The organism is Pseudomonas sp. BIGb0176 (genome assembly GCF_024810175.1).
In the GTDB taxonomy this organism is placed as follows: Bacteria; Pseudomonadota; Gammaproteobacteria; order Pseudomonadales; family Pseudomonadaceae; genus Aquipseudomonas; species Aquipseudomonas protegens.
The window spans coordinates 2,055,149-2,076,147 of record NZ_JANUEC010000001.1 but is presented as its reverse complement, the minus strand read 5'-3'; the positions used below and the strand labels follow the sequence as shown (position 1 = coordinate 2,076,147).

At 63.6% G+C, this 20,999-nt stretch carries 24 protein-coding genes; 8 read left to right on the top strand and 16 right to left on the bottom strand.

What is annotated here, in order from left to right:
• Positions 1 to 110: 110 nt before the first annotated feature.
• The gene (locus M2395_RS08920; protein WP_169893671.1) at positions 111 to 482 is read left to right on the top strand and encodes a hypothetical protein; all 372 of its coding nucleotides are present in this window, start codon (positions 111 to 113) and stop codon (positions 480 to 482) included.
• Between the two features lie 3 nt (positions 483 to 485).
• Positions 486 to 668: a DUF1289 domain-containing protein gene (locus M2395_RS08915; protein ID WP_011060713.1), complete on the top strand. Its 183-nt coding sequence runs from the start codon at positions 486 to 488 to the stop codon at positions 666 to 668.
• Here the strand turns inward: M2395_RS08915 and M2395_RS08910 are convergent, their stop codons facing one another.
• Together M2395_RS08910 and M2395_RS08905 are read right to left on the bottom strand one after the other, a co-directional pair.
• Positions 669 to 1,154, bottom strand: a complete 486-nt coding sequence (locus M2395_RS08910) for a hypothetical protein (RefSeq protein WP_019094446.1) — start codon at positions 1,152 to 1,154, stop codon at positions 669 to 671.
• A 13-nt stretch (positions 1,155 to 1,167) separates the two neighbouring features.
• Entirely contained in the window at positions 1,168 to 1,809 is a 642-nt protein-coding gene (locus M2395_RS08905; protein ID WP_041752171.1) for a LysE family translocator, read from the bottom strand.
• A gap of 246 nt (positions 1,810 to 2,055) precedes the next feature.
• Between M2395_RS08905 and M2395_RS08900 the strand changes: the two genes are divergently transcribed.
• Entirely contained in the window at positions 2,056 to 2,730 is a 675-nt protein-coding gene (locus M2395_RS08900) for a hypothetical protein (RefSeq protein WP_015635178.1), read from the top strand.
• 86 nt (positions 2,731 to 2,816) lie between these two features.
• On the opposite strand, the gene M2395_RS08895 is transcribed toward M2395_RS08900, so the two are convergent.
• The 5 genes from M2395_RS08895 to M2395_RS08875 form a co-directional block, all read right to left on the bottom strand.
• Positions 2,817 to 3,041 carry a hypothetical protein gene (locus tag M2395_RS08895; RefSeq protein ID WP_011060717.1) on the bottom strand — a complete coding sequence of 75 codons (225 nt, stop codon included), beginning with the start codon at positions 3,039 to 3,041 and terminating at the stop codon, positions 2,817 to 2,819.
• A 190-nt stretch (positions 3,042 to 3,231) separates the two neighbouring features.
• Complete coding sequence (locus M2395_RS08890) at positions 3,232 to 4,284, bottom strand: NAD(P)-dependent alcohol dehydrogenase (RefSeq protein ID WP_042941187.1); 1,053 nt, start codon at positions 4,282 to 4,284, stop codon at positions 3,232 to 3,234.
• Between the two features lie 213 nt (positions 4,285 to 4,497).
• Positions 4,498 to 5,343, bottom strand: a complete 846-nt coding sequence (locus M2395_RS08885) for a CAP domain-containing protein (RefSeq protein WP_185057797.1) — start codon at positions 5,341 to 5,343, stop codon at positions 4,498 to 4,500.
• 100 nt (positions 5,344 to 5,443) lie between these two features.
• Positions 5,444 to 6,139, bottom strand: a complete 696-nt coding sequence (locus M2395_RS08880) for a hypothetical protein (RefSeq protein WP_123430989.1) — start codon at positions 6,137 to 6,139, stop codon at positions 5,444 to 5,446.
• Positions 6,140 to 6,218: 79 nt separating this feature from the next.
• A complete protein-coding gene (locus tag M2395_RS08875) occupies positions 6,219 to 7,178 on the bottom strand; it encodes a GlxA family transcriptional regulator (protein WP_123430988.1) in 960 nt (319 codons plus the stop codon).
• A gap of 98 nt (positions 7,179 to 7,276) precedes the next feature.
• On the opposite strand from M2395_RS08875, the gene M2395_RS08870 reads away from it, so the two are divergent.
• The gene (locus M2395_RS08870; RefSeq protein ID WP_174394996.1) at positions 7,277 to 7,732 is read left to right on the top strand and encodes a tautomerase family protein; all 456 of its coding nucleotides are present in this window, start codon (positions 7,277 to 7,279) and stop codon (positions 7,730 to 7,732) included.
• A 27-nt stretch (positions 7,733 to 7,759) separates the two neighbouring features.
• On the opposite strand, the gene M2395_RS08865 is transcribed toward M2395_RS08870, so the two are convergent.
• Both M2395_RS08865 and M2395_RS08860 read right to left on the bottom strand, forming a co-directional pair.
• Positions 7,760 to 8,254 (bottom strand): PaaI family thioesterase, encoded by a 495-nt coding sequence (locus M2395_RS08865; protein ID WP_011060723.1) that lies wholly within the window; start codon positions 8,252 to 8,254, stop codon positions 7,760 to 7,762.
• A gap of 104 nt (positions 8,255 to 8,358) precedes the next feature.
• On the bottom strand, positions 8,359 to 9,000 hold the full coding sequence (locus M2395_RS08860) for a hypothetical protein (protein ID WP_011060724.1): 642 nt from the start codon (positions 8,998 to 9,000) through the stop codon (positions 8,359 to 8,361).
• Positions 9,001 to 9,665: 665 nt separating this feature from the next.
• Here M2395_RS08860 and mqo point away from each other — a divergent pair.
• The 3 genes from mqo to M2395_RS08845 all read left to right on the top strand — a co-directional run bounded on the left by mqo (position 9,666) and on the right by M2395_RS08845 (position 13,131).
• Positions 9,666 to 11,303, top strand: a complete 1,638-nt coding sequence (mqo, locus tag M2395_RS08855; protein WP_011060725.1) for a malate dehydrogenase (quinone) — start codon at positions 9,666 to 9,668, stop codon at positions 11,301 to 11,303.
• 255 nt (positions 11,304 to 11,558) lie between these two features.
• The gene (locus M2395_RS08850) at positions 11,559 to 12,281 is read left to right on the top strand and encodes a GNAT family N-acetyltransferase (RefSeq protein ID WP_123430986.1); all 723 of its coding nucleotides are present in this window, start codon (positions 11,559 to 11,561) and stop codon (positions 12,279 to 12,281) included.
• A gap of 67 nt (positions 12,282 to 12,348) precedes the next feature.
• On the top strand, positions 12,349 to 13,131 hold the full coding sequence (locus tag M2395_RS08845; protein ID WP_123430985.1) for a DeoR/GlpR family DNA-binding transcription regulator: 783 nt from the start codon (positions 12,349 to 12,351) through the stop codon (positions 13,129 to 13,131).
• A gap of 70 nt (positions 13,132 to 13,201) precedes the next feature.
• Here M2395_RS08845 and M2395_RS08840 read toward each other — a convergent pair whose 3' ends face one another.
• From M2395_RS08840 to M2395_RS08815, 6 genes are all read right to left on the bottom strand, one after another.
• Positions 13,202 to 14,200, bottom strand: coding sequence for a hypothetical protein (locus M2395_RS08840; RefSeq protein ID WP_081007125.1), 999 nt, complete (start codon positions 14,198 to 14,200; stop codon positions 13,202 to 13,204).
• Between the two features lie 138 nt (positions 14,201 to 14,338).
• Entirely contained in the window at positions 14,339 to 15,133 is a 795-nt protein-coding gene (locus M2395_RS08835) for a nucleotidyltransferase domain-containing protein (RefSeq protein ID WP_123430984.1), read from the bottom strand.
• An 87-nt stretch (positions 15,134 to 15,220) separates the two neighbouring features.
• Entirely contained in the window at positions 15,221 to 16,549 is a 1,329-nt protein-coding gene (locus tag M2395_RS08830; protein WP_015635186.1) for an MFS transporter, read from the bottom strand.
• A 154-nt stretch (positions 16,550 to 16,703) separates the two neighbouring features.
• The gene (gene lhgO, locus M2395_RS08825) at positions 16,704 to 17,897 is read right to left on the bottom strand and encodes an L-2-hydroxyglutarate oxidase (protein WP_123430983.1); all 1,194 of its coding nucleotides are present in this window, start codon (positions 17,895 to 17,897) and stop codon (positions 16,704 to 16,706) included.
• A gap of 115 nt (positions 17,898 to 18,012) precedes the next feature.
• Positions 18,013 to 18,723 carry a FadR/GntR family transcriptional regulator gene (locus M2395_RS08820; RefSeq protein ID WP_011060731.1) on the bottom strand — a complete coding sequence of 237 codons (711 nt, stop codon included), beginning with the start codon at positions 18,721 to 18,723 and terminating at the stop codon, positions 18,013 to 18,015.
• Between the two features lie 111 nt (positions 18,724 to 18,834).
• Entirely contained in the window at positions 18,835 to 19,362 is a 528-nt protein-coding gene (locus tag M2395_RS08815) for a GNAT family N-acetyltransferase (RefSeq protein ID WP_123430982.1), read from the bottom strand.
• Between the two features lie 123 nt (positions 19,363 to 19,485).
• Here M2395_RS08815 and M2395_RS08810 point away from each other — a divergent pair, with 123 nt between their 5' ends.
• The gene (locus M2395_RS08810; protein ID WP_123430981.1) at positions 19,486 to 20,379 is read left to right on the top strand and encodes a LysR family transcriptional regulator; all 894 of its coding nucleotides are present in this window, start codon (positions 19,486 to 19,488) and stop codon (positions 20,377 to 20,379) included.
• 4 nt (positions 20,380 to 20,383) lie between these two features.
• Here M2395_RS08810 and M2395_RS08805 read toward each other — a convergent pair whose 3' ends face one another.
• Positions 20,384 to 20,998, bottom strand: coding sequence for a LysE family translocator (locus M2395_RS08805; protein WP_053150793.1), 615 nt, complete (start codon positions 20,996 to 20,998; stop codon positions 20,384 to 20,386).
• Position 20,999: the final 1 nt, after the last annotated feature.

The window sequence follows — 20,999 nt, the reverse complement described above, 5'->3', positions numbered from 1 at the left end:
GTTCTTCCTTGAAGCGGGCAGGAGCGCACTAGCCTAGCCGCAAAGCGCCGCCGCGGGCGAGTGGCTTGAGGTATGGTGTGCGGCCTTTTAGCTGCGACTCAAGGCTTGTCATGCCATTCAACAAACGCCAGCAGGCGGCCGCGGAGCGCCTGCTGGCCGCCACCCTGACCGAAGCCTGCGAAGCCGCCAAGGCCGAAATCGTCGGTTTTTCCTGGCTGACCCACGAAGTGGACTACGCCGCCTTCGCGGCGAGCCTGGTGGTGGTCTGGGTCTTCGACACCCAGGCCCACAAGGAGCAGGCCCTGACGGCCGGGCAGGGCGCGCGGATGCTCGAACTGACGGCCCGGGCCCTGGAAGAGGCCGATGTTCACCTCGACGCCCTGGAAGCCCGTGTGTTCTTCGACAGCGAAGAGCAATGCCGGCGGATCAATGGTGGCGATTGGGCGCAACGCCTGAAGCGCCTGCGCCCGGGCCGGGGTTGAGCCATGGCCAAGGAAATCGACAACCCCTGCATCGCCCTGTGCCAGCTCAGTGGCGACCTGTGCCTGAGTTGCGGGCGCAGCAAGGACGACATCCGCAAATGGAAGCGCATGAAGCGCCCGGAAAAAATGGCCGCCGTGCAGCGGGCCGGCATCCGGCTCAAGGCCTTGCAGAAAAAGAAGGGCTGATCAGGTATCGCTCTGGAATTGGCCGGCGCCCAGGCGCCGCACGCTCAGCCAGAAGTCTTCCCCAGGTTCGTACTCGGCCAGAGACAGGCGGTGCACCTGTCCCTGCTCGTCCTCCACCGTCAGGCTGGTCTCCCAGTCGAAACCCGGGTTCTGGGAAATGGTGTAGGACGGGTAAGGGCTGTTGATCTCGAAATGAATCGAGTAGACCTCCAGTGGCGGGCACGACAGCAGGCCTTGTGCGTACAGCTGCCAGACCTTGCGCATGCCGGGCACGCACAGGCGCTCGGCAAAGGCCAGGGCCTGGGGGATGTCGTCCCAGGCGGCCTGCACCCCTTGCTGCGCGGTCGCGAGCCGGCGCTGGGGCGGTTCGTTGCTGGGGTGCTGGACGTAGACCAGGCGGCTGCCGAACTGCAATTCGCATTGCAGCACGCCGGCAGTGGTTTCCCAGTGGCCCAGCAGCGATTCCTTGAGCAGGTCTATTTGCATCGCGCCTGAGGGCTCAGGCCGTTTGCCGGCGCATGGCCAGGATGGTGGTGCCGAAGAAGATAAAGGTGGAACCCACCACCCGGTTGACCCACTTGGACAGGGCCGGCCGGGTCAGCACGCCCTTGGCCCGGGAGGCCAGCACCGCGTAGACGCTGAGGGAGGTCAGGGACAGCGCCATGAAGATCAGGGTCAGGATGAAGAACTGCGGCAGCAGCGCGGCGTGCTGGTCGATGAACTGGGGGAACAGGGCGGTGAAGAAGATGGTCGCCTTGGGGTTGGTGGCGGCGGTCAGGAAGGCCGACTTGAACAGCTTCAGGCGCGGCGGCTTGCCGACCTTGGTGCTGTCTGCGCTGGCTTCGCTCAGCAGTTGGCTCTTGCTGAACAGCTGCTTGGCACCCAGGTAGAACAGGTAGCCGGCACCGACGATCTTCACCGCGTTGAAAATCCATTCGGAACTGGCGATCAGTGCCCCGAGGCCGAGCATGGCCGCGGCAGACATGCAGAACAGCCCGCTGACATTGCCCAACGATGACCAGATAGTGGACTTGGCGCCGTAGGCCACGCTGTTGTGCAGCGCCACCAGGGTAGCGGGGCCGGGGCTGGCGATGGCGATGGCTGCCACCAGGGTGTAGGTCAGTATCGAGTGAGCATCCATGGTCCGGACTCGTCTTGCAGAAAAAGGGGGCTTGATTCTATCGGGGCCAGGGCGAGCTGTATGCCAGAAATTGACGGCTTTATCGAAGGGCGCGAGCGGCGCAGGCCACCGCCTTCGAGGCGCATCGGTGCCCATTGTCAACCATTGCTGCAATCGATAGTTATCATCAAAAAGTGCAGGTTCCGTTTTTCCGGCAAAGGAGGAAGATAGCGCTTACACCGTGCTTGCTGCAGAAGGAAACACCCGATGAGAATCTCGACTCTAGTGACCCTCGTGGTGCTTTTGATCGCGGGAACCGGGGCTTCTGCGGCCACCCTCGCCACTGACGACGCCTCCTGCCACTTCCTGCCCATGGCCGACAGCAGCACCGACCTGCAGCACGCGCAGTCGGTAGGCGTGCTGTACAGCGAAAACACCATCAGCACCCTGCAATACCTGGAGCACTACCATGCGGTAGCGCTCAACGGGGCGAAGAATGCCGGCCTCGATCCGCGCATCAGCCAAGCCTTCGTCAACAGCTCGGACCCGAAACGGGCAATCGACTGGCTGATGGCTTCGCTGCAGAAGCATTTCGGTTCGGTGACCGTCTATGACAGCCTTGACGCGGTGGTCCAGGCCCACCCCGATGTGGTGGTGATGCTCGATACCTACAACCAGCTGGTGACCAAGCGCAACAGCAAGGTCGAGGCGCGCTTCATCGCCAAGTTCTATGACGCCAACCTGCAGTACATCGGCCAGGCAGCCGGGATCCAGGCCAAGGAACTGCCGTCGGTCTGGGTACGGGGCAAGGCGGCGCCGGAGATCGCTGCGCAGATCAACCAGCAGACCGAGTTGCAGGTCGATGCCCTGAAGCAGTTCGACGCATCGCTCAAGGCCCTGGTGAGCCAGGGCGAAGCGGGGCAGATGGCGGCCAACAAATGAATTGCAGGCAGGCCTGATGAAAAAAAGCCCCGAATGTTCGGGGCTTTTGCTTTGTGCCTGGCCGGGGGCAGCCTGTGGCGCGGTGCCTAGGCCGAGGCCAGAACCCCCGCGACCAGCAGCGCTATGCCCAGGTACCAGCCCCAGAGAAAGGGCCGGGCTTGCGGGTCTTTCCTGGCGTAGACGTACACATAGAAGGGAATGAACAGGCTGAGGATGGCATTGCCCAAAGAATTCTTCAGGGCCACGCAGAAAATCGCGAACTGCATCGCCACCGTAAGTGCCAGCCCTGACAGGATCAGGAACATAACCATTGAATCGTCTCGCTATCGAATGAAAGTCGGTCACCCCCTCTGGTGCGTCGCGGCCCGGATGCGGGCAGCGGCGCGCCAGAGGGAGCGGTGTGACGGGTTATCGACACGGCGGTGCAAAGCAATAGGCAAGGGTGCCGTCATCGACCCTTCATTCACTTGCGAGCGTTCACTGCTGGTGCCAGGCCGGGTTTCAGGCGCCGCTGCCCAGGGACGCCATGTCGATCACGAAGCGGTAGCGCACATCGGCCCGTTCCATGCGTTCGAAGGCCTGGTTGATGTCCTGCATGGCGATCATTTCGCAGTCCGGGAGGATGTTCTTGCGCGCGCAGAAGTCGAGCATTTCCTGGGTCTGGGCGATGCCGCCGATGGGTGAACCGGCCAGCCGGCGCCGGCCCAGGAGCATGGGCAGGGTCAGTTGTTCGTCGATCGGCCCGACCTGGCCGACGATCACCAGGGTGCAGTCGATGTCCAGCAGGGGCATGTAGGGCGAGACGTCGTGGCGCACCGGAATGGTGTCGATGATCAGGTCGAAGCTCGACTGGGCGCGGGCCATGGCCTGCGGGTCGCTGGACACCAGCAGTGCATCGGCGCCCAGGGCCAGGGCGTCGGCGCGCTTGTCGGCGCTGCGGCTCAGGACCGTGACCTTGGCTCCCATGCCCACCGCCAGCTTGACCGCCATGTGCCCCAGGCCACCGAGGCCGATGACCCCGACCCGGCTGCCGGGCCCGACATTCCAGGTGCGCAGCGGCGAATAGGTGGTGATGCCGGCGCATAGCAGCGGCGCGGCCTTGGCCAGGTCCAGGCCTTCGGGCACCCGCAGGACGAATTCTTCGCGCACCACCAGGTGCTTGGAGTAGCCGCCGTAGGTCACCTCGCGGGTGATGCGGTCCAGGCCGTTGTAGGTCTGGGTATTGTGCTCGCGGCACATCTGTTCTTCGCCCTTGCGGCACTGGTCGCACACCTGGCAGGAGTCCACCATGCAGCCGACGGCGACGCTGTCGCCGACCTTGTACTGCTTGACCTCGGGGCCGACGGCGGTGACCCGGCCGACGATCTCGTGGCCCGGGACCATGGGGTAGCGGCTGGCGCCCCAGTCGTTGCGCGCCTGGTGCAGGTCGGAGTGGCAGACCCCGCAATAGAGGATTTCCATCGCCACATCGTTGGCGCGCAGGGCGCGACGCTGGAAGGTGAAAGGCGCCAGGGGAACCCCGGCGGACTGCGCTGCGTAACCGAAGGTTTGCATGATCAGCGTTCCTGTGTGAGGGAGAGCGAATGATCCGAAGGCAGGGCTACAAGCATAGAAGCCCCGGGCGCACCGTGAGGACGGCCGACCGATGGTTGTGCGGGCCAACCGGCCGCGCACCGCGCAGGCCGGGGTGAGTGAGTGTCGCTCCTTCGTTGTCCTGGGGGCCTGGTTGCTGCTTCAGGGTGTAGCAGCCACGCCCAGGCACTGGGCTCAGGGCGCGCCGAACATCGCGGTCCAGTAAATGCCGGCATCGCTTTTCGGGTCCACCGCGTAGGCCGCGCCCAGCTCGCTGTAGGCCGGGTTCATCAGGTTGGCGCAATGCCCGGGGCTGGCCAGCCAGCCGTCCACCACCTTGCGCACCGTGTCCTGGCCGGCGGCGATATTCTCGCCCACCTGCTGGCCGGCATAGCCTGCCAGTTCCGCGCGGTCACCCGGGGTGCGGCCGTCATGGTCCTTGTGGTCGAAGTAGTTCTGGTTGGCCATGGCCCGGCTGTGTTCCTCGGCGGTGGTGCCCAGGGTGGCGTTCCAGGCCAGGGGCGCGGTGGCGGCAAAACCCTGGCCACCGCATTGCCGGGGCTGGCCGCGGGCACTGTTGATCTGCGCGAGCAGTTGCTGGCCCTCGGCCTGCCAGTCCCCCAGGCGCGCGGACAGCAGCGGTCGCGCGAGCACGATGCGCCACTGGTTGGCCTGGCGATTGACACCGATATCGACGAACTGCGGGTCCAGCACCACCTGGCAGAAGCTCTCGCGTACCGCCTGCATCGCCGCCTGGGCATCCCGGGGGCCGGACAGGCTGATGGCCTGCACGTTGACCATGGGGTAGGCCGCCCGGGCCAGGGCCTGCTGCAGGTCACCGACGTTGTCCACCGGCAGGGTCAGCCGTGGGTCGCCGGTCAGCGGCGGCAGCTCCGAGGAGGCCTGGTTGGCGCAGCGTTGCGGCTGGCTGCGGTAGGCGTTGATCGATTCGATCAGTTGCGACTGGTCGTCGGCGGCGGCGCCGGTGGCCGCCAGCAAGCCCAGGGCAAGGGCTGCGGCGGGCAAGAACAGTGAGCGCATGGGCATGCAAGTCTCCTGGGAAATGGACAGCGCCCATGATGCACCCGGCGCCGGGGCATTTCATCCGCCGGTGGATGAAATCGGTGTTAGCCGCTGCGCCTCAATAGAAGTCGTAGTACAGCGCCCATTCGCCGCTGCCGGGATGCTTCCAGAACATCAGGCTGCCGCCGTGCACCACGTTGAGGTTGATCTTGGCGTCGGAGGAAATCTGCATCACGAATTCGAAGCCGTCCCCGACATCGATTCCCGACTGGCAGAACGAGGGGTAGCCCCCGAGCTTGTGCTGGTAGCAATGGTTCACCAGGTCGTAGTAGCACTCGATCTGCCCGGAGTTTTCCAGTTCGAGGATTTCCCGCTCCAGGTCCTCTGGCACGCCACCGCCGTCCCACAGCGGAAAGTCTGCGGGCACTGCCTCGGGCTTGAGCGGGAAGGGCTTGAGAAAGGCCCCGGGGGCAGTCAGGTCCTTGCGCACCAGCACATCCTCGGCACGGTATTCACGGATCAGCCAGCGCTCGCCCATGGGTTCCAGGGGCTCGGGAAAGGGGTTGGCGACGAACACCGTGAGCACCCGCACGCCTTCCAGCAGCGGGCTATGGAAGGGCAGCGCCGGCAGATAGAACTGGGCGAACGGCAGCAGGGTTTCCCCGGCGCTGTTGCGCGGCAGCTCTTCATCCTCGCGAAATAGAAAAACCTGGCCCAGCCAGCTTTCCTCGTCGCTGCCGGAGGGGCGAAAACCGCCGGGAATCAATTGCAGCGCCGGCTTGGCCAGGCGGCGCTGGATTTCCTGAATGTCCATGGTCAGGGCAGGTGTCCTGTTCGAAAGAAAGGGAGCGGCAATGTATCAAAAGTCCTCTTGCCTGGGGACCGTGGTGGGCTCAGCGCAATTGCCTCGGAGTGGCGTTGAGCAACTTGCGCATCAGCCGGCGCAGGGCCGTGGCGTCCTGGTATCCCACCTGTTCGGCCACGCGCTCCACCGAATATTTGCTGCTTTGCAACAGAGCCCTCGCCCGGTTCAGTTGCACATTCTGGATCAGGCGCAAGCTGCTGTGGCCGGTGACCTTGCGTATCTGGCGACCCAGGGTCCGTTCGGACATGCTGAACTGTGCAGCCAGTTCGCCGACGCTGGGCAGGTTTGGCAAGCCGGCTTCGATATGGGCGGTAAGCCGGCTGATCAGGGTGTTGCCCTGGGCCATCATTGCCGGTACCCGAAACGGTGCCTGCAATTGCCGCCGATCAATCAGCAGCGTCTGCCCCACCGCGTCTGCCAAGCTCGTGCCGAAACGGCTGCGCAGCAGATGCAGCATCAAATCCGATTGGCCAAATGCTGCTCCGGCGGTGGTTAGCGGAGGGTCGACCACAACCATCTGGTCCGGATCCACCTTGGTGTCGACGGCCCACTCTTGCAGCAGCGGCGCCAACCACCAGGAGGTCGTAACCCGGCGCCCGGGCAGGAGCCCGGCGGCCTGCAACAGGAAAACGGCGGAACAGGATGCCGCCACTTCGCCTCCGAGTTCCAGATGATCGCGCAGTGCATCCAGCAACGGGGCAATGTCTGCTTGCAGCAGGCGCTGGGCGATGGCCTCGGGGGTGTCAATGCCCAGCCCCGGCACTATCCAGCAGGACCGATCATCGTCCCTGGCATCCAGGGCCTCGACCTCGAGCAGCAGGCCCTGGCCCAGGGCTACCTGGCCAGCCTGCAAGGCACAAACCCGCCAGCGCGGAGCCCCGAGCCCCAGGCGTGGGGCCAGCAGCGCGGCGCTGGAAAGCATGTCCAGGGTCAGGGCGACGCTGGAGGCAAAGGAACCGGGTAGGAGCAAGACGGTGAAATCGTTCATTGGCGGATTATGCATGAAAGATGTCGAATCGGTCGCTGTTGGCCAGGGATGAGCACAGGCTCAATAGCCGCTCCTTTTCTGTGTAAGTGGTGATGCCGATGCCTAATATTCTGATCAAGATCCCCCAGGGCGCTTTCGATGCCCGGCAGCGTGCCAAGGTCTTGCAAGAGGTTACCCAAGTGGCCCTGACGGTGGAGCAAATAGGTGATGACCCCCGTCAGCGGGCGTTGTGCTGGGTACTGCTGGAAGAGCTGGCGCCGGGCTTCTGGAGTTGTGGAGGTGCCGACTCCAGTGCCCAGGCGGTTCCTTGCATGGTCCGGGTCAAGGTCCCGGCGGGCGTGCTCGATGCTGCCCAGCGCCAGGCCTATGTCGAGGGCTTGCATCAGGCGCTGGCCGCCTGTCTGGCAGAGGACGATCCGCGAATGCTGATGACCTCGATCCTGCTGGATGACGTGGCTGATGGCACCTGGGGGGCCAACGGTTCGTTGTGGCGGCTGGCGGATTTTGCCCGAGCGGCGGGCTATGGGCACCTGTCCCACCTGCATGGGCGATAGTTCCGGCCGCCTTCCCAGGCCCTCGGCTCAGGCGTCTCTACCGTGAGCCGCTGCCGCGAGCTGGCTGGTATCGACCCGCACGAAGACCGAATCGCCAATGGCGGTCAGCACATCGCCGGCATACACCTCGCAGATCACCTGGCTCTTGCGGCCTACTTCACCCTCGACCCTGGCGCGCAGGGTCAGGGGCACGCCCATGGGGGTGGGCTTGATGAACTTGATGCCCAGGTTGCCGGTGACGCAGTCGATGCGTGGCAGGCTGCCGGGCTCGCGCTGTTCGTTGCGGTAGTGGTAGGCCATGGCGGTCCAGTTGGAGTGGCAGTCCACCAGCATGGCGATCAGGCCGCCGTAGACCAGGTCCGGCCAGCCGCAGTACTTGGCGTCGGGCAGGTGCTCGGCCACCACGTGCACACCGTCCTCGTGCCAGTGGCTCTTGATGTGCAGGCCGTGATGGTTGCTGCTGCCGCAGCCGAAGCACACGCCTTCGGGGGCGGTGGTGTCTTGCAGTGAGGTCGGGTGCATGGTTGTTCCTTGTTGTTCTTGGGGGCGCGGCGCCGGGTGCTTTCCCGGCGTTGCAGCGCAGCATCCTATCCAATTTGCCTGAACGATCGAAGGCCGGATTGCAGCTAGCTGGGGTAGTGCATGGTCAGCACGGCCCAGCGCAGGTTCTCGACCCCGGGTACTTCGCCAATATCGCGGGAGGCGTGTTCGACCCAGCCGGTGTATTCCTCGACCGCCTCCAGATGCTTTGTCCATTTATCCTCTGTGAAGCCGACGCCGAAGATGATCACGCTGCCGCTGGCGACCTTTTCTTCCTTGGCCTTCAGGCGTGTCATGTACCAGTAGTCGTCCGATGCCGAGATGAACAACTTGCCTTGGTTGGCGTTGGCAAAGGGCGCCTTGAGTTCGATGAAGTGGAAGCGCTGCTTGTCTGCGTCGCGGATCCACAGGTCACATTGCTTATGGTGAATGTCCATGTCGGACCAGCGCTGGTCCAGGGCGACCTTGTATTCCACGCCCACGTCGCCGAGCCAGCCGTCGCGTGGCCCGGCCAACCCCCGGTGCTGGATCAGCCAGAAATAGAATTCGAACTTCAGCCAGCCCTCGAAACCATTGCCGAGCACGCTGAGGGCCGAGGGAAGGTGCGGGCGCTCCTGTTCCCAGGACTTCAGGAACGCGCGGAACTCTGTTGCAACACTGTCGATACCTGGCATGGCCGTCCTTTGCAGTAAATGGGTGAAGGTGGTGTTGTGGCGCGGTGCCATCATGCATCAAGGTCGCCTCTTGGCGAAGGCGCATTTGCCGCTTTGAATGAGGGGCGGCCAGCGTCGTTGTGACGCATTGATTGCGGCAGGTGTCGTACAGCGTCGAGGTTTTCCCGGGCGGGCGGCTCGTGGCTCCGGCCAAGACAGGCTGATGCCGTAATGATATTCTTGCGCTGAATCGGTTCATCGTTTGTGCAGAAATACCTTACCCGTGCTTAGCTTCAAGTGGCCTGTTCGGGTCCCTTGCAAGGCTGTGGGAGTGTCTGCACGACCCCGCCGAATGTAATGCCAGGCAGTGTTCGTTTACCTCTTTGGTTGAACCCGACCCCTAATTTCCTGTTGGCCCCCGCAGTTGCGGGCGTCATTCTTGTTCGTCCGGCAGTTTGCGGCGCGCAAGGTCGGGCAGGGGGAAACTGCCTGTTGGTTGCGTCCCGTGACGTGCCCTGAGAAACACTGTCACTCAAGTAGCTGAAGCCAAGAACGACAAGAAGTCAGCGCCGGAGCGATATAAAACTGAGGTCGAGCCTGTCTCGTCGGCCTTGTGTGCCCACCCTCCAGTTCTTTTGAATGTGTTGGTCCAGGACCTGCGAAATGACTGTTTCGCAATCACCGGAGTACGCAGGATCGAGGATGGGGCGGCGGATGGCGTTCTATCGTAGGTACTCAGAATGTTTAAGAAAGTGAACACGGCCCTGATCGGGCTGGCGATGTCGATAGGCCTCACGACCGCGCACGCGGCTGAGCCGAAGAAAGTGGATGTGCTGCTGATCGGTGGCGGCATCATGAGTTCGACCCTGGGGGTCTGGCTCAATGAGCTGCAGCCGGATTGGTCGATGGAGATGGTCGAGCGCCTGGACGGCGTCGCAGAAGAAAGCTCCAACGGCTGGAACAACGCCGGTACCGGCCACTCCGCTTTGGCCGAGCTGAACTACACGCCGGAAGGCAAGGACGGCAAGATCGAGATCGCCAAGGCCATCGAGATCAACGAAGCGTTCCAGATTTCCCGGCAGTTCTGGTCCTGGCAGGTCAAGAACGGCGTCCTGAAGAACCCGCGTTCGTTCATCAACTCCACCCCGCACATGAGCTTCGTCTGGGGCGATGACAACATCAAGTTCCTCAAGGCCCGCTACGAGGCCCTGCAGGCCAGCCCGCTGTTCAGCGGCATGCAGTACTCCGAAGACGCCGAGCAGATCAAGAAGTGGGTTCCACTGATGATGGAAGGTCGTGACCCGGCGCAGAAGATCGCTGCGACCTGGACCCCGATCGGCACCGACGTCAACTTCGGCGAGATCACTCGCCAGTTCGTTGCCCACCTGCAAGCCCAGCCCAACTTCGCGCTGAAACTGTCCAGCGAAGTGCAGGAAATCGAGCGCAATAAAGACGGCTCGTGGCGCGTGACCTACAAGAACCTCAAGGACGGTTCGAAAACCGAGACTGACGCCAAGTTCGTGTTCATCGGCGCCGGCGGCGGTGCCCTGCACCTGCTGCAGAAGTCGGGCATTCCTGAAGCCAACGAATACGCCGGCTTCCCGGTGGGTGGCTCGTTCCTGGTGACCGACAACGCCAGCGTGGCCGAGCAGCACCTGGCCAAGGCCTACGGCAAGGCTTCGGTCGGCGCGCCACCGATGTCGGTTCCGCACCTGGACACTCGTGTGCTGGACGGCAAGCGGGTGATCCTGTTTGGCCCATTCGCTACCTTCTCCACCAAGTTCCTCAAGGAAGGTTCGTACTTCGACCTGCTGACCAGCACCACCACCCACAACTTCTGGCCGATGACCAAGGTGGGCATCGAGCAGTACCCGCTGGTGGAATACCTGGCCGGCCAGCTGATGCTGTCGGATGACGACCGCTTCGCCGCGCTGAAGGAATACTTCCCCAACGCCAAGCAGGAAGACTGGCGCCTGTGGCAGGCCGGCCAGCGCGTGCAGATCATCAAGCGTGACGAAGAGAAGGGCGGCGTGCTGAAACTGGGCACCGAGATCGTGGCCTCCGAAGACGGCAGCATCGCCGGCCTGCTGGGCGCATCCCCAGGTGCTTCGACCGCCGCGCCGATCATGCTCAGCGTGCTGCAGAAAGTCTTCAAGGACCAGGTCGCGACCCCGGCCTGGCAGGAGAAGCTCAAGCAGATCGTGCCGAGCTACGGTACTGCGCTGAACGACAGCCCTGAGCGTGTGGCCAAAGAATGGGCCTACACCGCTGAAGTGCTGCAACTGACCCCGCCACCGCCGGTCAAGGGCGCGGCGCCTCAGGCTCCGGCCAGCCTGGCCAAGCCAGAGAGCAACCCAGCGGCCGACATGGCGCTGTAAGCCCTCGGCCCCGCCCGCGTTCGTCGGGCGGGGCACCGCGGATGCCCCGGTGCATCCGTATCCTGTGCCGGTTGCGGCCATGGCCCCGCCATAGCCGCAGCCAGCCAGTCTCTTGCTCCCGATCCCATTCGCGCTTTTTCGCCGATGCACGCACCCGATGCGCTGCCCGGTTGTGCGCCTGTGTCACCCGCGCCGGGTTATCATGGCGCGCCCGCCGTAGCCGGGCATGCCCCAACCCTCGGAGTCACCGCCTCGATGTCCAGCATCACCCTGTTCCAAGCCCCGCCGCCCGAAGCCATCCAGAGCCAGATCCAGCAGATGGTGGTGGACTACATCACCGACGTCAGCGCGGTGGCCATCGCCCCGAGCAACCCGCTGTACAACCTGTACCAGTACGGCGTCGGCTATGAGGTGCACCTGTACCTGCAGGCCATGGACGGTTCCCGGGGGATCGCGGTGGAGCTGGTGGTGGCCACCGACCCACAGGCCCCGGACCAGGTGCTGGGTTTCACCCTGTACCTGCCGGTCAAGGACGATCCCCAGGCCTGCGCCGTGGCGTATATGGCGGTGCGGCAAGGCCACCGGCGCCAGGGCATTGCCCGGCAGATGCTGCAAGCCATGCTGGCGCGTTACCCCCATGCGGAACTTACCTGCAACGTGGCCAAGGTGGGGTGTTTCGAGGCCCTGGGCTTCCAGCTGCTGGGCGCCCGCGGCCCGCAGGTGCTGATGAACACCCGGGACCATGGCAGCAACGGCCTGCTGGCGGTGCTGGATGTGGCACCGATCTACCAGTCGGTGGAAGTGCGGCAGATCCACACCTACCTGCTGGCCCAGCACGGGCGCAAGGCCATGCTGGAAGCGGAGAAAAAGCGCGACCGGCAGTTGGACCAGATGACCCGCCAGGCCCAGGCGCTGGTGCGCGAGCGCCTCGGGGAAGCGGCCTTGTACCGCTCACGGGCGCCGCAGCTGATCAACTGATCGGGTTGCTTGTTTTTGCCCGAGTGTCTGTGTAGCTTGGCGAAAACACGCAATAACGGGCATAAACATGCAAGGTCAACACGCGCCAGCCGAGCTGCCATCCTTGCGTCGGCAAAAAATCCTTCTGCTGCTGGAGCGCGACGGCAAGGTCATGGCCGCCGAACTGAGCCGGCATTTCGCGGTGTCCGAAGACACCATCCGCCGCGACCTGGCGGAGCTGGATGCCGGCGGCCTGGTGCAGCGGGTCCATGGTGGCGCGCTGCCGCGGCCCAAGGACAGCGGCAAGGACTATTTCACCCGGGTCGGCGAAACCAATGAGGCGAAACTGCGCCTGGCGCAATATGCCGTGCAATGGGTGCAGGACGGCCAGACGGTGCTGTTCGATTCCGGCTCCACCACCCTGCACATCGCCCAGTCGCTGCCGGCGGGCATCAGCCTGACCGCGGTCACCGCCTCGCCGATGATTGCCGTGGCCCTGGCCGAGTACCCCAAGGTCAGGGTGATTCTCGCCGGTGGCCAGCTCAACCCGGCAACCCTGTCCGCCAGCGGCCATGAAGCACTGCGCATGATCCAAGGGATCAAGGCCGACCTGATGTTCACCGGCGTCTGCGCGATCCACCCGGAGATCGGCATCAGCTCCCTGCATTTCGACGAGGTGCCGATCAAGCAGGCAATGTTCGACAGTGCCAGCGAGGTCATCGCCGTGACCACCGCCGACAAGCTCGGCGCCATGGAACCCTTCGTGGTGGTGCCATGCAACCGCTTGCACCGGCTGATTACCGAGCAGGAGGTGATCACCGGGGATATCGAGGATTACCGTCGGCAGGGAGTCGAGGTGCTGCAGATCTGAATGTCAGGCACCAGTCTCGGAGAGTGCAGGAGGTCTGTGGGGCCCGCAGGCTCTCCTTGAACGCGGCATTTCAGTTCAAGACGAAGCCGTTGCAATCCAATTCATCGTTCCACTGATGGATGCCTGTAAGGCGCAGAATTTCTTCGAGCAGTTGCGGGTTTTCATCATTCAACTTCTCGTAGCTGCGTAGCAGCGCCCAGACACAAGCAGGCTCTTGCAACGGGTGGATCATGAAGAGAATGCCTTTGATATTTTCGAACTCGCGCAAGATTCCTTCTTTGTCCAGTTTGCCGAGTACAAAGGGCTTGCCTTCGAATTCAGAATGGCCTTGTACAAGCATTTCGGGGTGTCCGAAAGCGAGCGCCCAGAGTTGACCGGTGACTGAAGTGGGGTATTGGCCATCGAGATCAGGATAGGAGGGGCGCAGTATCCGGGGGTGGCTTTCGATCGGGTGCAGCATGCAAAGATTCAGTACGAGGAATGTATTTGGATTGGCGAACTGATCTGTCTTGAAGTTTTGTCGAGCCTTTTCAATCAGCACCCGTGTGGCGTGCAATAAGTCTGGGCAGCCATGATCCTGTTCCCCATAGGATGCGATCTCGGTTGTTGCGCAAGCGACTCTCTTGCCTGCATGCAACTGCCTTTCCAGATCGAGTTGAGTCAGCAGAGAGTCGGCAATGGTTTTGGCCACTCCTAGGTCGCCTGTCGCGACAGAAAGCGTCTTGACTTCAAAAAAAGCTTCGCCGGGATGTGAGCACAATTCGAAGTCTGGGGTTCTTTTGCCGTTCTGTTCGCAGACGCGCTTGAGGTTCAGCTCTGCCTGAGTGCAGAGCAACCAGAAATGTGCCTCACCCAATAGTTGTGCAAATTTGTTGGTGAGGTGCGGTTCCAGCTCGAAATGAGGCTTGGACAGGAGTTCGTCCAGTTGCATGACATATTCAGTGAGTGCTGGATTGCCTTGGTAGGCCTGATCAAGTTCTGCCAAGGCTGGTTGTAGTTGTTCTAGATAGTGATTGTCTGCAATACCCTTCGAGCTCTTTAGTGCATTGATCAATTTTTGGGATAGCACTTTTGATTCTCCTTGTGATTGCCAATAAGGGGCTTGCCATGCCTTCAGCTGGAGTTTTGCAAGACAGGTGCCGAAGCCTTCAGGGCCGCATTATCCCTCTGTCAGGCCAGTGTCTTGGTGAGCTGAAGCAGTAGTTAACTAAATTGCAGAGTCTGGGAAGGCTTGTAGAGCCATCCACTGTGCGATGTTCCGTAAGCGCGTGGTGAAACCGTCACAGGCTAATGTCTTTGCTTCGGCTATTTGCCGAAACTCGCCGATGGGCCCTCGCATCTCGGGATGGCGCTGCACAAACAGCCACACATGCTCATCCAGGCTCTGGGGCCAGCTCGGCTCCTGCTCCTGGCGCAGCAGGTTGGTGGCGCGAACGAGTTTGCGCGAGGCCTGCCGTTGCAGCCGGAGGACTTCGGCGGGCATCTGTTCGCGGTCGATGCGCTCGGCGTAGTCGTCCAGCACTGCGAGAAAGTCACCGTTCACCGCCAGGGCAATCTCCCGGCTGGGCCTGAAAGGTGCAAAGCGCGAGCGCAGGTCTTCGCCCCACAGGCAGCGGCAATGGTGCTTGAGCCAATAGCCCCAGCTGTCGAGGTTCCGCGTTTCCAGCACCTGGTTGAGGTCGCCGATATCGAAATCGATCTTCGACACCAGCGGGTGGCGCGCTTGCAGGGCCTGGCGCAGGTTTTCCAGATGCTGGCACGCGACCGGGTCGGCGGGATCTTGCAGGATCAGGCACAGGTCCAGGTCGGAAGCTCCAGGCCAGGCTGTGCCACGGGCGACGCTGCCGTACAGGTACAGGCTATGCAGCGGCGGGCTGGCGGGAGCGGTGAGGGCGGCGCACAGCTCGTCGAGCAGGGCTCGGTACTCGGGCTGCAGGGGTGGTTCGGCAGGAAGGGCGATCAAGCCGTCGGCATCGACGCCGAATGCGCTATCGGGTGACATGGGGTGGCCTGTAATGCGGGTTCAGCGGCCACCTTAGCAAAGTCTGCCCGGGCCGTTGGAGCGGCCCGGGCAGGGTTGGGTCCAGCCTCAGTTCTTGAAGGCCGAGTGCTTGCGGCCCTGGTCGAGGAAGGCGAACACCACCACCAGCACCGCGGCGACGGCGAGAATGATCACCACGCCGTCGGTGGAGTGGGTGGCCGAGGCCGTCACCAGGGACAGAGCGCCCAGCGGCGCCAGGCCACCGGCGATGGCGGTGCCGATCTCGCGCCCGGTGCCGAAGCCCGAAGAGCGGGTCGCGGTGGGGAACTGGCGGCTGAGGAAGGAGCCCTGTGGGGCGAACATCATCGGCGCCAGAATGCCGGTGCCGACGCCGATGGCGATGTAGATCATCAGGCTCTCACCGGTGTTGAGCAGGGCCAGGAAGGGGTAGGCGAACAGCACCGAGAACAGCCCGCCGAGGATCAGCACGGTCTTGCTGCTCCACTTGTCGCAGAGCCAGCCGAAGAACGGCACGGCGACGATGGCGATCAGGCTGGCGATGGTCACCGACAGCGAAGTGACGTGCACATCGACGTTCTTGTACTGGGTCAGGTAGGCCAGGGAGAAGGTCTTGAAGATGTAGCTCAGGGCGTTGTAGCCCACCGCCACGAAGAACACCACGGCCAGGCCCTTGAGGTCGTTCTTGAACAGCGCCTTGAGCGGCGAGGCCTTGGCTTTCTGGCTTTCCTTGCTCAGTTCCTTGAACTCCGGGGTTTCCGGAATGCTGTTGCGCACCCACAGGCCGACGGCCACCAGGACGATGCTGCAGACGAACGGAATGCGCCAGCCGCCGGCCAGCAGGAAGTCGTTGCCGTTGATGGTCAGCAGGTAGATGGTCAGCGACGACAGCAGCAGGCCCAGGTTCAGCCCCAGCGCCGGCCAGGCGCCCTGGCTGCCGCGCTTGCCCTCGCTGGCGTGTTCATAGGAGGTGACCGCCGCGCCGGACAGTTCGGCGCCGGCGCCCAGGCCCTGGATGATGCGGATTGCCACCAGCAGGATCGGCGCCCAGATGCCGATCGATGCGTAGCTGGGGATCAGGCCGATCAGCGCGGTGCACACGCCCATCAGGCAGAAGGTCAGCACCAGTACCTGCTTGCGGCCGAACTTGTCCCCCAGGTAGCCGAACAGGATGCCGCCGAAGGGGCGGGCGATAAAGCCGATGGCAAAGGTCGAGAAGGCCATCAGGGTGGCGCTTTTCGGGTTGCTGTTATCGAAGAAGATTTTCGAGAAGACGATGGCCGCCATGGTGGCGTAGAGGTAGAAGTCATACCACTCCAGCATCGAGCCGAAGATGGTGGCCGCTGCGACCTTGCGCAGGCGTTTCTTGGTTTGCTGTGGGGTTTCCGCTGCAGTACTGCTGGTTTCAACTGCGGTCATATCCGTACATCCTCATGAATCATTGTAGTTATTGTCGAGTTGACGCGAGCCTTGCGCGACGCGCCCTAAAGGGCGGCCAAGGGGTATTGCGGCGACACGCGGCCCGCTTGGCAGTGCCGGGGCACTGCGCTGCAAGGTGATGGCGCGGGGTGTTTCAGGCGGCCTGGAAAATCCGGTCGGCAATCATCGAGCCAATGGGAATCGCCGAGGTGGCGGCGGGCGAGGGCGCGTTGCACACGTGCAACATGCGCGGGGTTTCGGCGAACAGGAAATCGTGCACCAGGCTGCCGTCGCGCATCACCGCCTGGGCGCGGATCCCCGCCTCATAAGGCAGCAGGTCTTCCACTTGCAGGGAAGGGCAGTACTTGCGGCACTGCTCCAGGTAGCCGGACTTGAACAGCGAGTTCTTCATCTCGGTGGTGCCGGAGCCGAGGTTCTGCCAGATGGTTTTCCAGAAACCGGGGAAGCTGGCGTACTGCGCCACGTCGCGCCAGTTGATGGAGAACTTCCTGTAGTTCTCCCGGCCCAGGCCCAGTACCGCGTTGGGGCCGACGGTAACGCTGCCGTCGATCATGCGGGTCAGGTGCACCCCGAGGAACGGCAGCTCCGGATCGGGGATCGGGTAGATCAAGTGATTGACGATGTTGTTCTTCGACGCCGGCAGGCGGAAGTATTCGCCGCGGAAGGGGATGATCTGGTGGTCGATCTTCACCCCGGCCATCACCGCCAGGCGATCCGATTGCAGGCCGGCGCAGGCCACCAGCTTCTTCGCCCGCCAGCTGCCGCCATGGCTGCTGACGGTGACGCTGTCGGCGCTTTCCTGGATCGCGGTGACGGTCTGGCTCAGGCAGATCTCGCCGCCCTCGCGGCGGATCACCCGGGCCATGGTGTCGCAGACTTCGCGGTAGTCGACGATGCCGGTGGCGTCGAGGAACAGCCCGCCAAGGCCGACGATATTCGGTTCGCGCAGGCGCAGTTGCTCGGCGTCCAGGCGCTCCACCTTCAGGCCGTTCTGTTGCGAGCGCTGGTACAGGGCCTCCATGCGCTGCACTTCCAGGGCGTTGGACGCCACCAGCACCTTGCCGCAGACCTCGAACTTGATCCCGTGCTCGCTGCAGAACTGCTTGGTGGCCTCGGCGCCACGCTTGCACAGGTCGGCCTTGAGGCTGCCCGGAGCGTAGTAGATGCCGGCGTGGATCACCCCGCTGTTGTGCCCGGTCTGGTGCTTGGCCAGGACGTTTTCCTTTTCCAGGATGACCAGCGAAGCGTCGGGCTGGCGCTTGAGGATCTCCATCGCCGTAGCCAGGCCGACGATGCCGCCGCCGATGATGCAAAAGTCATAAATCATTGTTCTTAGGTACCTTGGATCCAATGCGTTTCGGTCTGGTTATCAGGTTGTCAGACTAACTAATCCGACAAAAAACCGCAGGCCGTGGCATGCGGCTCGAAGCGTGAAGCTGGGGTCAATCGATAGTCGGCAGCTCCAGGCCCAGGCGCTTGGCCGAAGCCCGCAAGTGGGCGTCGGCGCAACCGGCGGCGGCCTGGCGGTCGCCAGCGGCAATCGCCTGGTACAGCGCCTGGTGTTCCTGGGTGGCATCGGCGGAACCGCCCACCATGCGCAGCGCCGAGTTCTCCCAGGCGGCCTTGCGGGCGCTGGTCAGCTGGCTGCGCAGAAAATCATGGAAGGCCACGAAATAGTCGTTCTTGCTGGCCTCGGCGATGGCCCGGTGGAACTCCACGTCGGCCAGCCCCGCGGCTTCGAAATCACTGCGCTTGTCGTGCATTTCCTGCAACGCGCCCTGCATCCGTTGCAGGTCGGCGGCGTCGCGGCGCTGGGCGGCGATCGACGCGGCCTGGGTTTCGATCCACAAACGCATCTCGAACATCTGCGCCAGGTCCGGCAGGCGGCCATCGCCCTGGGGGAAACGGAACACGGTGCCGGCGGGGGTCTTGGAAATGTACGAACCCAGGCCACGCCGGGCGATCAATACGCCGTCGGCCTTGAGCTGGGCGATGGCCTCGCGAATCACCGAGCGGCTGACGTTCAACTGCTCGGCCAGTTGCTGCTCGGTCGGCAGGCGCGATTCGGGGGCCAGGCGGCCGGAGTCGATCTCGGTGCGGATCGCATTGACCACGCGCACAACGAGAGAGTCGGGTCGCTGGAGTTCAAGCATGGGTGGGTAAAACCTTGGTAGTCAGGTTGTCAGACAATAGCCGTTGGGAATTTTCGCTGTCAAGAAAAACCCACGCCAGGCAGGCGTAGGCGGGGTCGCGCAAACCCGCACTCAGGCCGTCAGGGGGCAGCTGAAAATCAGGTCGTCGAAGTCTTCGCCACCCCTGCGGAAGGCCCCTTCGTCACGTTGCTGGAAGACGAAACCGCATCGCTCCAGAACCTGGCAGGACGCTGCATTGCCGTCGGTGACCGTGGCCACCAGGCGCTTGATGCCCAGGCTGTGGCGGGCGTACTGCATCAGCGTGCGCAGGGATTCCGTGGCCAGGCCCTTGCCTTGATGACCGGGGGCCAGCAGGTAGCCGACCTCGGCTTCGGCGCTGGAGCGGTCGCTGACTCGCAGGCCGGTGAAGCCCAGCTCCTCGCCGCTGTGGCGATCGCGGATCACCAGGCACAGCCAGTGGTCGCAATCCATGTCCCAATGGGGCAGGCGCGAGGTGAAACGCTCCTCGATCTGCATCCGGGAGAGCGGATCGCAGACATAGCGCAGGTTTTCCGGGTCGCTGTGCAGGGCCAGGAACAGCTCCCAGTCATGGGCGTTCAGGGGGCGCAGGTTAAGGCGGGGGGTGTGCAGTTCCAGCATGGGGGCTCCCGATCCGTGGGCAGGAAAGATTTTGGGCACTTTACAGGAGAAAAGTCTGACCGCTGCGCTGCTTATTTCGCATAAGATCCCGGGCCTGGGTTTTCAGGGATAGGGCAGGTAAGCGTGAACTGGGACGATCTGCGGTTTTTCATTGCCGTCGCCAATGCCAGCAACATCACCGACGCCGGGCAGGCGCTGAAGGTGTCGGCCTCGACGGTCTCGCGCAAGATCCTGGTGCTGGAGCAGGCCTTGAGCAGCGTGCTGTTCCTCAAGACCACCCAGGGCTATTTCCTCACCGAAGCCGGCCAGGCCCTGCTGCCCATGGCCCTGGAGATCGAGGAGCGCTTGCGCCTGATGGAACGCCAGTTGTCCCGCCCGGGCGCGCGTATGGCCGGGGTGGTGCGCATCGAATGCCCGGAGTTGATGGGCAGCCACCTGATCATTCCCGCACTGGCGCAGTTTCGCTTGCAGCATCCGCAGATCAGCTTCGATTTCGTCAATGCGGCGCGCTCGGTCAAGCTCACCCAGAGCCACAGCGACCTGCTGCTGCGCCTGCAACGGCCGGAAGCCGGCAACTTCACCCTGCGCCGGGTCGGCGAGTTGACCCAGGCGCTGTTCTGTTCCCCAGGTTATGCCGCAGCCCATGGCTGCCCCGAGAAGCCTTCGGAGCTGCGCCAGCATTCGCTGATCGGCTGGAACCAGACCCTGGCCCATATGCCCCTGGCCCGCTGGCTGGACCAGCTCAGCGGTAATCAGCCGTTGTGGATGCGCACCGGCAACCTGGAGGCGCAGCTCAAGGCGGTGCAGGCGGGCCTGGGGATTGCCGCCTTGCCGGCCTATATCGCAGAACCCCTGGGCCTGCACCGGGTGTTGCCCCAGGCTCCGGCTCACCGCGCGGATATCTGGCTGCTGCGCAACCTGGCGACCCAGGGCCTGGAGCGGGTCGAGCGGGTGGCGGAATTTCTCTGCGATCTGCTGGCGCGCCAGGGCTTGCAGGGTGAGGGCAAGGCCGGCTGACGCGCTAGGCGCCACGCAGCAATAGCCACCCGGCCACCGCCATCAGCAGCAAGCCGAACAGCGCATTCTGCGCCAGCAGCAGGCGCGGGCGGTCGCGCATCAGCCGCTGCAGGCTTGAGCCCAGGCTGGCCCACAGCAGGTGGCCGAACAGGTTCACCGCGATCAGCGCGGCGCTGAGCGCCAGCACCACGGCAGTGCCCGCATCGGCGCCCGGGCTGAAGGTGGAGAACATGACCAGCAGCATCACCAGACCCTGCACATTGCCCAGTTGCAGCATCACGCCATCACGAAACTGCAGGGCTTCACTCTGCTCGCCAGGCTTGCGCAACGGCCGCAGCAGCAGGCGCAGGCCCAGCCAGAAAATGTACAGGCTGCCCGCTATCCGTAGCCCCCAGAGCAACCCTGGGTACGCCGCCAGGCTGTGATACAGCCCCAGCCCCACCAGTAGCGCCAGGAGCAGGTAGGTCAGGTCCAGCCCGCAGATGAAGCGCAGGGAACGCCGCACGCCGCTGCGGGCGCCGGAGCTGGCCACCATCAGATTGCCGGGGCCGGCGCTCAGGGCCATGGGCAGCATGGTGGACAGCCACAGCGGCCAGTTGATGTCGTGGATCGGGGGCACG